This window comes from Prescottella sp. D32, assembly GCF_037287305.1.
GTDB lineage: Bacteria > Actinomycetota > Actinomycetes > Mycobacteriales > Mycobacteriaceae > Prescottella > Prescottella equi.
On record NZ_JARBSW010000003.1, the window covers coordinates 16,729 to 29,365 of the forward strand.

At 68.4% G+C, this 12,637-nt stretch carries 13 protein-coding genes; 4 read left to right on the plus strand and 9 right to left on the minus strand.

The genetic code is table 11. The annotated features are described in order from the left end of the window. Window positions 1–17 precede the first annotated feature (17 nt). From PSS76_RS14670 to infC, 8 genes are all read right to left on the minus strand, one after another. A complete protein-coding gene (locus tag PSS76_RS14670; protein WP_231814819.1) occupies window positions 18–782 on the minus strand; it encodes an SGNH/GDSL hydrolase family protein in 765 nt (254 codons plus the stop codon). 71 nt (window positions 783–853) lie between these two features. After that, complete coding sequence (locus PSS76_RS14675; RefSeq protein WP_013416146.1) at window positions 854–1,291, minus strand: PspA/IM30 family protein; 438 nt, start codon at window positions 1,289–1,291, stop codon at window positions 854–856. 67 nt (window positions 1,292–1,358) lie between these two features. Next, complete coding sequence (pheT, locus tag PSS76_RS14680; protein ID WP_022596157.1) at window positions 1,359–3,848, minus strand: phenylalanine--tRNA ligase subunit beta; 2,490 nt, start codon at window positions 3,846–3,848, stop codon at window positions 1,359–1,361. A gap of 30 nt (window positions 3,849–3,878) precedes the next feature. Beyond that, window positions 3,879–4,949 carry a phenylalanine--tRNA ligase subunit alpha gene (gene pheS, locus PSS76_RS14685; RefSeq protein ID WP_084925075.1) on the minus strand — a complete coding sequence of 357 codons (1,071 nt, stop codon included), beginning with the start codon at window positions 4,947–4,949 and terminating at the stop codon, window positions 3,879–3,881. Between the two features lie 105 nt (window positions 4,950–5,054). After that, window positions 5,055–5,855: a TrmH family RNA methyltransferase gene (locus PSS76_RS14690; protein ID WP_337456293.1), complete on the minus strand. Its 801-nt coding sequence runs from the start codon at window positions 5,853–5,855 to the stop codon at window positions 5,055–5,057. 23 nt (window positions 5,856–5,878) lie between these two features. Continuing rightward, window positions 5,879–6,268 (minus strand): 50S ribosomal protein L20, encoded by a 390-nt coding sequence (gene rplT, locus PSS76_RS14695; protein ID WP_005512933.1) that lies wholly within the window; start codon window positions 6,266–6,268, stop codon window positions 5,879–5,881. 63 nt (window positions 6,269–6,331) lie between these two features. After that, window positions 6,332–6,526 carry a 50S ribosomal protein L35 gene (gene rpmI / locus PSS76_RS14700; protein ID WP_005512932.1) on the minus strand — a complete coding sequence of 65 codons (195 nt, stop codon included), beginning with the start codon at window positions 6,524–6,526 and terminating at the stop codon, window positions 6,332–6,334. Window positions 6,527–6,585: 59 nt separating this feature from the next. Further along, window positions 6,586–7,236 carry a translation initiation factor IF-3 gene (gene infC / locus PSS76_RS14705; protein WP_080559246.1) on the minus strand — a complete coding sequence of 217 codons (651 nt, stop codon included), beginning with the start codon at window positions 7,234–7,236 and terminating at the stop codon, window positions 6,586–6,588. A 344-nt stretch (window positions 7,237–7,580) separates the two neighbouring features. On the opposite strand from infC, the gene PSS76_RS14710 reads away from it, so the two are divergent. From PSS76_RS14710 to PSS76_RS14720, 3 genes are all read left to right on the plus strand, one after another. Continuing rightward, a complete protein-coding gene (locus PSS76_RS14710) occupies window positions 7,581–7,958 on the plus strand; it encodes a DUF1844 domain-containing protein (RefSeq protein ID WP_005512927.1) in 378 nt (125 codons plus the stop codon). A gap of 140 nt (window positions 7,959–8,098) precedes the next feature. Then, window positions 8,099–8,230 (plus strand): hypothetical protein, encoded by a 132-nt coding sequence (locus PSS76_RS14715; protein ID WP_005512926.1) that lies wholly within the window; start codon window positions 8,099–8,101, stop codon window positions 8,228–8,230. A 344-nt stretch (window positions 8,231–8,574) separates the two neighbouring features. Beyond that, a complete protein-coding gene (locus tag PSS76_RS14720) occupies window positions 8,575–8,697 on the plus strand; it encodes a hypothetical protein (protein ID WP_005512924.1) in 123 nt (40 codons plus the stop codon). An 82-nt stretch (window positions 8,698–8,779) separates the two neighbouring features. On the opposite strand, the gene uvrA is transcribed toward PSS76_RS14720, so the two are convergent. Continuing rightward, the gene (gene uvrA / locus PSS76_RS14725) at window positions 8,780–11,752 is read right to left on the minus strand and encodes an excinuclease ABC subunit UvrA (protein ID WP_064058768.1); all 2,973 of its coding nucleotides are present in this window, start codon (window positions 11,750–11,752) and stop codon (window positions 8,780–8,782) included. Between the two features lie 153 nt (window positions 11,753–11,905). Between uvrA and PSS76_RS14730 the strand changes: the two genes are divergently transcribed. Continuing rightward, entirely contained in the window at window positions 11,906–12,598 is a 693-nt protein-coding gene (locus tag PSS76_RS14730; protein WP_081205641.1) for an MBL fold metallo-hydrolase, read from the plus strand. Window positions 12,599–12,637 lie beyond the last annotated feature (39 nt).

Here is a 12,637-nt window from a genome sequence, read left to right on the forward strand (position 1 = left end):
CCCGGACCCGCTGCCCATCACGGCCGAACGGGTGCGAGTTCGGGACGCTTTGCCACCCGTCCGGCGCCCGACGACGTTCCGCGCAGTCGGCGGCCGAGCCACGGCCCGAGGAAACGCAGAGCCCAGTCGGCATCCGCGCGCAGGCGCGCCGGCACGGTGACCGGAGGAAGGGGTCCCAGACTGTCCTGCCAGGTCAGATCGGTGCCGGGGAGCCCCAGCACGGTGGCCGCGGCGGCTGCGAGACGGTCGTGTCCGTCGGCATTGAGGTGCAGCCGGTCCCAGCTCCACAGCCGCGGGTCCGTCGACACCGGGTACAGCTCCAGGTCGATCACCGCGACGTCGTGTCGGGCCGCAGCCTTCCGGATCTCCGTGTTCAGCGCCGATATCCGGGCCATGATCGCGCGCCCGCCCGGCATGCCCGCACCGAGCGTCGGGAACGCCATCGTCAACACCCGGGCGCCCGACGCGGACAACGCCTCGAACGCGATCTCCAGTTCCGCCGCGATGGCGACGGGTTCGAACTTCGGACGCAGCAGGTCGTTCACACCCGCGACGACGGACGCCAGGTCGGGCTGCAGCGCCAACGCCGGGGCCAACTGTTCCTCCCGCACCTGACGGGCCAGCCGGCCCCGGATCGCGAGGTTCGCGTACTGCACGCCGGGGTCGATCTCCGCGAGACGTTCCGCCAACCGGTCCGCCCAGCCCCGGTAGCCCCTGGCGTCGTCCCCGTCGTTGAGTCCCTCGCTCTGGCTGTCACCGATCGCCACGAACCGACTGAACACGAAGGTCCCCCTCATCTCTGCTGCGCCTGTGCGACGAGCCTAGAACTCCGCCGTCCCGGTCGACGCGCGGGTCATCCGTCCTTCATCGATCGGCGGATCTCGTCGAGCCGGTCGCGGCCCGCCTTCTCCCGTGCCTGCCACTGCTCGTCGACGTCACGGCCGGTACGGCTCTCTCGTTCGAGTTCCTCCGACCCGATCGCCGTACCGAAGCGTTCCTCGATCCGGTCACGCACCCGGTCGAAAGTCGGCACTCCCGCATCGGTGTAGTCGAGCCCCGACGGCGAACCCGTCCCGATCATCGTGGGCGGCGGAACGTCCGGGGGCGCAGCGGGACGCGACGGGTCCGGTGGGACGTCGGAGGTGTGGCCCCCGGCGGCCGCGAGCATCGCCGCCGCAGCGTGCACCGGAGCCAAGGCCGGCCGGCCGTGCGTGACCGCGAGCACCACTTCCAACAACGCGGCGTCGTCCAGCCCCTGTAGGCGGGTGAGTGTCTCGTCCGGGTCAACCATGAAGGGCTCCTCTCGACAGCACTGTCCAGGCTACCGAGAGGAGCCCCTCCCCGGTCGAACTCGAATGTCAGCCGCGCAGCACGGCACCGACCGCAGCCGCCGCCGACGCGACCGCCGCGTCTCGGGCCGCGCTGGCCTCGTCCTCGGTCAGCGTGCGATCGGCACCGCGGAATCGCAGCGCGAAGGCGAGCGACTTACGACCCTCGCCCACCTGCTCGCCCTCGAACACGTCGAACAGACGGATGTCCTCGAGCAGTTCGCCGCCGCCGCTGCGCAGCGCCGCCTCGACCGCAGCCGCGGGCACCGAGGCGTCGACGACCACCGCGACGTCCTGCAGGACCGCCGGGAACGGCGAGATCCGCGGGGCCGGAAGCACTTCGGTCACGGGCAGCGCGTCGAGATCGATCTCCACCGCACACGTGCGGGCCGGCAACCCGGCGCGCTCGAGCACCGCGGGATGCAGCTCACCGGCGTGGCCGACGACGGTGCCGTCGAACACGACCTCCGCGCAGCGACCCGGATGCCACGGCAGGTACTGCGCGGCGCGCAGTTCCACGGTGACACCGCAGGCGTCGGCGATGGTCCGGACGAGCGCGAAGGCATCCGCCGCTTCGACGGCGCGACCCGGCCCCCACGGACCCGACGGCTCACGCAGGCCGGCCAACACGACTGCCACGTGCAGCGGCTGCGCGGGCAGCGACCCCATCAGTTCGGCGATCTGCTCGTCGGTGGGCCGACGATCGACCGGCAGTGCCTCGACCGGCTTGGTCTCGGGACCCGGTTGGACGACCTGAGCGACGCCGTACAACGCGACGTCCCGCTGACCGCGAGCGACGTTGCGTGCCAGCACCTCGAGCATGCCCGGAAGCAGCGTCGAGGCCAGCTCGGGACGATCCGACTCGAGCGGGTTGAGCACCTTGGTGGTGTTGCGACGGGGATCGTCCGCGTCGAGACCCCAGGTGTCGAACACGGCGTGCGGGAGGAACACCGGGGGCAGGACCTCGACGCACCCTGACGCCGCCAGCATTCGGCCCACCGCGCGGCGACGGCGCTGCTGCGGCGTCAGACCGCGGCCGGCGGGAGCGTGCGGCAGCACCGACGGGATCTGCTCGAGACCTTCGAGGCGCAGCACCTCCTCGACCAGATCGGCGGGCTGCGTCAGGTCCGGACGCCACGACGGCGGCGTCACGACGAGTTGACCGTGCCCGGTCTCGCTCACGCCGACCTCGACGGTGCAGCCGATCTGTGTCAGACGGCGCGCGGCCGTACCGTTCGGGTAGGCCACACCGGCCACCCGGTCCGGCAGGTCGATGTCCATGCGGATCTGCCCGGCGGGCGTCACGCCACCGATGTCCGTGAGGACCGGTTCGACGGTGCCGCCCGCGATCTCGACGAGCAGCGCGGCGGCACGGTCGAGTGCCGGCAGCGCCACCTCGGGGTCGACGACGCGCTCGTAGCGCTTGCTGGCCTCGCTGATCAGCTTGTGCCGACGCGACGTCTTGAACACTGCCAGCGGATCCCACGTGGCGGACTCGAGCAGGATGTCGGTGGTGCCGTCGTGGACCTCGGTGGAGGCACCACCCATGACGCCTGCGAGCGATACCGCGCCCGAGTCGTCGGCGATCACCACGTCCTCGGCGTCGAGTGCCCGCTCGATGCCGTCGAGGGTGGTCAGCTTCTCCCCCGCCTGAGCGCGGCGCACGACGAGCCCGCCCTGGACCTTCGCGGCGTCGAACGCGTGCAGCGGCTGCCCGAGCTCGAGCAGCACGTAGTTGGTGACGTCCACGGCCGGCGAGATCGGCCGCACCCCCGACATCAACAGACGACGCTGCAGCCACCACGGGCTGACGGCCTTCGGGTCGATACCGGTGATCCGGCGCGCCGTGAACCGGGTGGCCCCGGACTCCGGCTCGAGTGTGATCGGCCACGCCTCGCCGCCGTCGGACGGCAGCGGCGCGATCGCCGCGGGATCGGCGAACTCGAGGTCGAACCCGCACGCCAGTTCGCGGGTCAGTCCGCGCACCGAGAAGCAGTAGCCGCGGTCGGGCGTGATGTTGAGCTCGATGACGGTGTCGTCGAGACCCAGCAGGACGTTGGCGTCGGTACCGGGCTCGGCTGTACCGGGCTCGAGCACGAGGATGCCGGAATGGTCCTTGCCGATACCCAGCTCGGACGCCGAGCACATCATGCCGTTCGACACCTTGCCGTACGTCTTGCGGGACGCGATCGCGAATCCGCCGGGCAGCACGGCACCCGGCAGCGCGGCGATCACGAGGTCGCCTTGAGCGAAATTCCGGGCGCCGCAGACGATCTCCTGCGGTTCGTCTGCGCCGACGTCCACCTTGCAGAAGCGGATCGGCTTCTTGAACTCGGTGAGTTCCTCGATCTCGAGCACCCGGCCCACCACCAGCGGCCCGGTCACGGGCTCGAGAGTGTCGACCTCCTCGACCTCGAGCCCCACCCGGACGAACCCCGCGTCAAGTTCCTCGGGGCTCACCTGCCACTCAGGGGTGGTCCGCTGCAGGATGTCGGTCAGCCACGATTGCGCTACTCGCACGTCTTCTCAGCTCTCTCGTTCTCGTCGCGATCAGGCCTGGACACCGAAGGGCAACGTGAACCGCACGTCGCCCTCGACGATGTCGCGCATGTCGGGGATGCCGTTCCGGAACTGCAGGGTCCGCTCGAGGCCCATACCGAACGCGAAGCCGGAGTACTCGTCGGGGTCGATCCCGCTCGCGCGCAGCACGTTCGGGTTGACCATGCCGCAGCCGCCCCACTCGACCCAGCCGGCCCCGCCCTTCTTGTTCGGGAACCACACGTCCACCTCGGCGGACGGCTCGGTGAACGGGAAGTAGTTGGGGCGCATGCGCGTCCGCGTCTCGGGGCCGAACAGCGCGCGGGCGAAGGCGTCGAGCGTGCCACGCAGGTGCGCCATCGTCAGACCCTTGTCCACCGCGAGACCCTCGACCTGAGAGAAGACCGGGGTGTGCGTGGCGTCGAGCTCGTCGGTGCGGAAGGTACGCCCCGGGCACACCACGTAGATCGGGATCTCCCGGGAGAGCATGGTCCGCACCTGCACCGGCGACGTGTGGGTCCGCAGCACCTGCCGCGAGCCCTCGGGCGCAATGTGGAACGTGTCCTGCATCGTGCGTGCCGGATGGTCGGGCAGGAAGTTGAGCGCGTCGAAGTTGAAGTGCTCGGTCTCCACCTCGGGCCCCTCGGCCACCTCCCAGCCCATGGCGACGAACACGTCGGCAATCTGCTCGGAGATGATCGTGATCGGGTGCCGCGCGCCGGCCGGACGGCGGTCCGACGGCAGCGTCACGTCGATCGCCTCGGCGACCAGCACAGCCGCGTCGCGCTCGGCCAGGAGTACCTCGCGGCGGGCGTCGAACGCCGTCGTCACTCGCGTGCGTGCCACGTTGACTCGCTTGCCCGCATCGGCCCGCTCGTCGCCGGGCAGCGCACCCAGGCCCCGCTTGGCGAGCGCGATGGGGGCCTTGTCTCCGAGGTGCTCGATCTTGGCCTTGGCGAGCGCATCGAGATCGGCGGACGCCGCGAAGGCCTCCTCGGCCGCGAGCGCCGCGGCGTTCAGCGACTCCTCGGTGAGCGCATTCGCATCGACAGTCGGCGGGGCGCCGCCCTCATTCTTAGCCACGACCGGTGCAACTCCTTGTCTATCGATGGATATCAGCGCGCGCAGGCACAACACTCGAATCCTAGGCGATCGTCCCAGGACGATTCGAACGAGTTCACGCTCCGGTCAGGACTGCCGGCCCTGCACCCGCGCGCTGGCGTACAGGCAGATCGACGCCGCCGTGGCCAGGTTCAGACTCTCGGCCCGGCCACGGATCGGGATCCGCACCCGATGATCGGCTCGCCGCGCCACCGCGGCGTCGAGTCCGTGGGCCTCGTTGCCGAACAACCAGGCGGTGGGGCGGGCCAACAGGTCGTCGGCCTCGTCGAGATCGACCTCGCCGTCGGCCGCGGTTGCCAGAATCTGGATGCCTGCCGACGTCAGAGCGTCGAGCACGGCGTCGACGTTGCGCTCCCGCACGATCGGGATGTGGAACAGGCTGCCGGCAGAGGACCGCACACACTTGCCGTTGTGGGGGTCCACGCTGTCACCGGCGAGGATCGCCGCATCGGCACCGACCGCGTCGGCAACCCGGATGACCGTGCCGGCATTGCCCGGCTCACCGATCGCCACGGGAACTGCCAGGAGCCGGGTCCGCCACGTCACCGCGGTGGCCAGCGGCACGTCGAGCAGATCGCATACGGCCACGACGCCGGGAGGTGTCACGGTGTCGCTCAGCGCCCGGATCGCCCGGTCCGTTACCAGCGAACCACGAACGCCGTCGGCAACGGCCCGCTCGATCAGGTGGGGGTAGCGCTCGGCGGCCTGCTCGGTGAAGAACAACTCGTGCACGGGCCCGGCGATCAGCGCCTCGGCGACCGCGTTCTCGCCCTCGACGAGGAACCGGCCCGTCTTCCTGCGCTCTGCGCCGCGCAGGAGCTTGACAGCAGAAACGACCCGCGGAGTCCGTTCGGTGAACGGGTCCACGGGTCGATTCCGGAACTGCTGACTCAGGCCGCTTCTCCGGCCGGAGCGTTGACGTCGGCCGGCAGAGCAGCCTTCGCGACCGCCACGAGGCCGGCGAACGCCGCGGCGTCGGAGACCGCCAGCTCGGCGAGGATCTTGCGGTCGACCTCGACACCCGCAGCCTTCAGGCCCTGGATGAAGCGGTTGTACGTGATGTCGTTGGCGCGGGCCGCAGCATTGATGCGAGCAATCCACAGCTTGCGGAAGTCGCCCTTGCGCGCACGACGGTCACGGTAGGCGTACGTCAGCGAGTGGAGCTGCTGCTCCTTGGCCTTGCGGTACAGGCGCGAACGCTGTCCGCGGTAGCCGCTCGAGGCCTCGAGAATCGAACGACGCTTCTTCTGGGCGTTGACTGCCCTCTTTACGCGTGCCACTGCAAAATCCTGTCAATCTGTCGGGGCGCAGACACACCCCGTGCGGTCGAGTAAGGGAAGAAATCAGATGCCGAGCAGGCGCTTGATGCGCGGCGCGTCCACGTCGGCGACGACGGCGACGCCGTCGAGGCGGCGGGTCACACGCGAGCTCTTGTGCTCGAGCAGGTGGCGACGTCCCGCCTTCTGGCGCAGGATCTTTCCGCTACCGGACACCTTGAATCGCTTCGCGGTGCCGCTGTGGGTCTTCGACTTGGGCATGGAGTCCTCAGTTCTTGTGTTCTGTACTTCGGTCTTCGTGAAGTGGTCCGGTCGGCCGGCTACGCGCTCGGCGCGGAGGCGGTGCCATCCTCACCGGCAGCGGGCTTCGGCTGTGCAGCCTGGACCTCTTCCTGCGCCTTGGCGCGCGTCTTCGCACCCTTGTGCGGCGCCAGCACCATCGTCATGTTGCGACCGTCCTGCTTCGCGGACGTTTCCACGAAGCCGAGATCGGCGACGTCGGCACCGAGGCGCTGCAGCAGGCGGAAACCGAGCTCGGGACGGGACTGCTCACGACCACGGAACATGATCGTGACCTTGACCTTGGATCCCGCTTCGAGGAAGCGGATGACGTTGCGCTTCTTCGTCTCGTAGTCGTGATCGTCGATCTTCGGCCGAAGCTTCTGTTCCTTGATGACGGTCTGCTGCTGGTTCTTCCGCGACTCGCGCGCCTTCTGCGCCGTCTCGTACTTGAACTTGCCGTAATCCATGATCTTGCAGACCGGCGGGCGGGCGTCGGGAGCCACCTCGACCAGGTCGAGGTCGGCCTCGAGAGCGACACGAAGCGCATCCTCGACACGCACGATCCCAACCTGCTCACCACCCGGTCCGATGAGGCGAACCTCGGGGACGCGGATGCGCTCGTTGATGCGGGTCTCGGTGCTGATGGGGCCTCCTAGGTAGTACGGTGCAGTCCGTTGACCGCGCCGCAGCCCGTGCGCCCTCTACCCCAACAAGAAAGCCCCGCGTCGACGAGTGTTTCGTCGTGCGGGGCCCGATGTCGACCGGTTCGACGCCGGATCCGAGACCTCGGACCTTGCGTCCCCTCGATTACCCGAGGGAGCCGTCCGGCACTGCTGCCGTCCGGCGACCGGACCACTGAACCGCACCGTCGGTGCCGCGCAGAGGTGGGAGTCGGACTCCACTTTGCTGCCCTGGCCGAAGCCGAGGGCGGTCGTGACGAACAGCCTAACACCTCCCCCGCCGGGAATCGAATCGCGCTCCGCGTCCCGACCCGGTCACCCCCGGGCGCGATCACGGGTGGAATCCTGAGAGCATGACGCAGAATCCCGACCCGGCCGAAGCCGTTCAGCACGCCGAGGACGACCTCGACGACATCCGCGAGCTCGCGGATGTTCCCGCCATCGAGGTGATCAGCCGTGCCGCCGTCATGCTGATGAGCTCGGCCGCCGAGAAGCTGGGCCTGTCCGACGAGAACCCGGAGACCAGCCCCAACCTGGATCTGGACGAAGCGCGCCGCGTGATCACTGCGCTCGCCGGACTGGTCACCGCCTCCGTCGAGTACCTCGGTCCGCACGCCGGTCCGATCCGCGAGGGACTCCAGGCCCTGCAGCGCGCCTTCCGTGAGACATCGGCCCACCCCGACGAGCCCGGCAAGGGCCCCGGCGAGAAGTACACCGGCCCGGTCTACTGATCAGCGGCAAAGCCGGCAAACCCGATGCACTGATTCCCCTCGCGCCACACTCGTCACATTGGTAGCGTCCCCTTCGCGTGGTTCAGATCACGCAACTCCCCCACCAGAGTCCTCACCCGGGGACGACCTAAGGAGAACGAATGGGATCGATCGGCGACATCTTCAGCGGCTTGCTCGGCGCCATCACCAACGGTGACATCGACATCACCGCACTGCTCACCCAGCTCCTCGCCGGCTCCGCCGAGCAGCAGCAGGGCGGCGGCGGCCAGTAAGGTCCGGAACTTTCCGGCGGCGGGGGCGATCAGCCCCCGCCGCCGTTTCTTTTGCCCGGAGGACCCCGAGTCCCACTTGCGCGCCCGAACTTTGCTTCCGCCGCCGAACGCCGCGTCCCGCGCGCCCACAGGGCCGCCACCAGGCAGTTTCTGGACAGATGTCCGACTTCCACGCTGGCCTGCACAAACTCCGCGTTCGATGACGGAAAACAAGTTTGCGAAAAGCGCCCCGAATCGCCCCGCCGTGTTGGTAGCGTCACCGTCGCGTGATCGGAAAGTGATCCAGATCACGCATACCCCCACCTGGACCTTCCCCCCGAAGGACCGATTCGAAGGAGAGATACATGGGATCGATCAGCGAAATTCTTCCGGGCCTCATCAGCGCGCTGAGCAGCGGTGACCTCGACATCACCGCACTGCTGGGCTCGCTGCTCGGCGGTTCGTCCGAGCAGCAGCAGCCGTCCTGATTCGGTCCGCTGACAGCTTGACGGCGGTGGGAAACCTCGGTTTCCCACCGCCGTTCGCTCGTTCTGAGTCGACAGGCTTCGGTCAGCCGACCGTCGCGGCCTTCCGCGCACGCTTTCGCGGCGCGGCCTTGGCTTTGGTCGCTCCGGACGCCTTGTTCACTCCGGACTTCCGGGGCGCTGCTCCGTTCGTCGCCGGCGGCGCGGACAGCACTTCCTCCAGGAACCGCCCGGTGTAGCTGCCCGGCACGGCCGCGACGTCTTCCGGAGTTCCCTCGGCCACCACGGTGCCGCCACCGGAGCCGCCCTCGGGCCCCATGTCGATCACCCAGTCGGACGTCTTGATCACATCGAGGTTGTGCTCGATGACGATCACGGTGTTGCCCTTGTCGACGAGACCGTTGACGACCTTCAGCAGCTTCCGGATGTCCTCGAAGTGCAGACCGGTCGTGGGCTCGTCGAGCACGTAGACCGTGCGCCCGGTGGACCGCTTCTGGAGTTCCGCCGCCAGCTTGACCCGCTGCGCCTCACCACCCGAGAGCGTGGGCGCCGGCTGGCCCAACCGGACGTAGCCGAGGCCCACCTCGACGAGGGTTTTGAGGTACCGGTGGATCGAGGTGACCGGCTCGAAGAACTCGGCGGCCTCCTCGATCGGCATGTCGAGCACCTCGGCGATGGTCTTGCCCTTGTAGTGCACCTCGAGCGTCTCGCGGTTGTAGCGGGCGCCGTGACAGACCTCGCACGGCACATAGACGTCCGGCAGGAAGTTCATCTCGATCTTCAAGGTGCCGTCACCGGAGCACGCCTCGCAGCGACCGCCCTTGACGTTGAACGAGAATCGTCCCGGCTGATATCCACGGACCTTGGCCTCGGTGGTCGCGGCGAACAGCGTCCGGATCTTGTCGAAGACACCGGTGTAGGTGGCCGCGTTCGACCGCGGGGTCCGCCCGATCGGCGACTGGTCCACCTGAACCAGCTTGTCGAGTTGATCGAGGCCGTTGATGCGGGTGTGCCGACCCGGCACCTGCCGTGCGCCGTTGAGCTTGTTCGCCATCACGGTGGCCAGGATGTCGTTCACCAATGTCGACTTGCCGGAGCCGGACACGCCCGTGACGGAGGTGAGGACGCCGAGCGGGAAGCTGACGTCGATACCCGCAAGGTTGTTCTCCCGGGCGCCGACGACAGTGATCTGCCGCTTGCGGTCCACCGCACGCCGCTCGGCCGGCACCTCGATGACGCTGCGGCCGGACAGGTACGCGCCCGTGAGGGACTCCGTGTTGTCGAGAAGTTCCTTGTACGTACCGCTGTGCACCACCCGACCGCCGTGCTCACCCGCGAGGGGGCCGATGTCGACGACCCAGTCCGAGGTCCGGATGGTGTCCTCGTCGTGCTCGACGACGATCAAGGTGTTGCCGAGGTCCCGCAGCCGGGTGAGCGTCTCGATGAGACGACGATTGTCGCGCTGGTGCAGGCCGATGGACGGCTCGTCGAGCACGTACAGCACGCCTACGAGCCCGGACCCGATCTGGGTGGCGAGCCGGATGCGCTGGGCCTCACCGCCCGACAGGGTGCCCGCGGCACGCGCCAACGACAGGTATTCGAGCCCGACGTCGAGCAGGAAGCCCAGGCGCGCCTGCACCTCCTTGAGGACCTGGCCCGCGATCGCTTCCTCGCGGGCGCCCAGCGTGAGGCTGTTGAGGAACGCCGAGCACTCGGCGATCGAGAGCTCACAGACCTGCGCGATCGACTTCTGACCGTAGGTCTCGGAGGAGATGGTGACCGAGAGGATCTCGGGCCGCAGGCGGGCGCCGTCACACGCGGGGCACGGGACGTCGCGCATGTAGCCGTCGTAGCGCTCCTTCATCTGCTCGGACTCGGTCTGCTCGAGCCGACGGTGCAGGAACGGCATGACGCCTTCGAACTCGGCGTAGTAGGAGCGGGTGCGTCCGTAGCGGTTCTTGTACCGGACGTGGACCTGTTCGGTGCTGCCCTCGAGGATCGCGCGGCGCGCCTTGGCAGGCAGCTTGTTCCACGGCGTGGCCATGTCGAAGCCCATGATGTCGCCCAGGCCGGACAGCAAGCGCCCGAAGTACTCCGAGCTCTGGCCCATCGACCACGGGGCGATGGCGCCGTCCTCGAGGCTCAGTTCGGGGTCCGGCACGACCAGGTCGGGGTCGACCTCCTTCCGGATGCCGAGACCGGTGCACTCGGGGCAGGCGCCGTACGGAGAGTTGAACGAGAAGGACCGCGGCTCGAGGTCGTCGATCGACAGCGGATGCGCGTTGGGGCACGCCAACTTCTCGGAGAACCGCCGCTCCCGGTCGGGAGCGTCCTCGTCGCGATCGACGAAGTCCAGCACGACGATCCCGTCGGCCAGACGCAGTGCCGTCTCGACGGAGTCGGTGAGCCGCTGCTTCGCGCTCGCCTTGACGGTGAGACGGTCGACGACCACCTCGATGTCGTGCTTCTCCTGCTTCTTCAACTTGGGCGGATCGGTGAGCTGGTGGATCACACCGTCCACGCGCACGCGCGAGTAGCCCTGTGTGTTGAGCTGCTCGAACAGATCGACGAACTCGCCCTTGCGTGTCCGGACGACGGGTGCGAGGACCTGGAACTTGGTTCCCTCCTCCATGTCGAGCACCTGGTCGACGATCTGCTGCGGCGTCTGGCGTGCGATCTGCTCGCCGCACACCGGGCAGTGGGCCGTGCCCGCACGCGCATACAGCAGGCGCAGGTAGTCGTACACCTCGGTGATGGTGCCCACTGTCGAGCGCGGATTGCGGTTGGTGGACTTCTGGTCGATCGACACCGCGGGCGAGAGACCCTCGATGAAGTCGACGTCGGGCTTGTCCATCTGGCCGAGGAACTGCCGCGCGTACGCCGACAGCGACTCGACGTAGCGCCGCTGCCCCTCCGCGAAGATGGTGTCGAACGCGAGGCTGGACTTTCCGGAGCCGGACAGCCCGGTGAAGACGATCAGGCTGTCCCGGGGCAGATCGAGATTGATCCCTCGCAGATTGTGCTCCCGCGCACCTTGCACGATCAGGCGATCCGCCACACGTATTCCCTTCTCGGTACGGCCGTCGTCGGACACTCGTCCGGGCGAAGCCCATGGTAGGCGCGGGCACCGACAAACTCGCCGACCAGCAGGTTTCCCGAGGATCGACGGCAGCAGGCGTCGGCGCCGCGATTCGACGGTAGCCTCCCGATCATGGAGCAGCAGAGCATCAGCATCGACGACGACTACACCGGCGACCTGTCCGGAAGTTCCGCGGCCCAGCGACGGACTGTCCCGGGCGCCACGATCACGAAGATGTCCGTCGGCCCGATGGACAACAACACCTACCTGATCACGTGCTCTGCCACCGGAAAGTCGCTGCTCATCGATGCCGCGAACGACGCGGGACGAATCCTGCAGCTCCTCGACGCACAGGCGCCGGAACTGGAGTTGATCGTCACGACGCATCAGCATCACGATCACTGGTTCGCGCTCGCCGAGGTCGCCGAGAAGACCGGTGTGCCTACCGCTGCACACCCGCTCGACTCCGAGATCCTGTCGGTGGCTCCGGCCCGCAGCCTGGAGGAAGGCGACACCGTGACCGTGGGCGATCTCACGCTCGAGGTGATCCATCTGAGCGGGCACACGCCGGGCGGCATCACGCTCGCGCTCACCGAGAACGGCGGCAACGGCCGCGTCCATCTGTTCACGGGCGATTCGCTGTTTCCCGGCGGTGTCGGCAAGACCCCGGACGCCGAACGGTTCGCCTCGCTCATGGACGACGTCGAGAGCAAGCTCTTCGCCCGGTTCCCCGACGAGACCGTCTTCTACCCCGGCCACGGCAAGGACTCCACGCTCGGTGCCGAGCGGCCCCACCTGGGCGAATGGCGCGAACGCGGCTGGTGACGATCGGTTCCATCGGTCGAACCCCTCGGCCGATGGAAC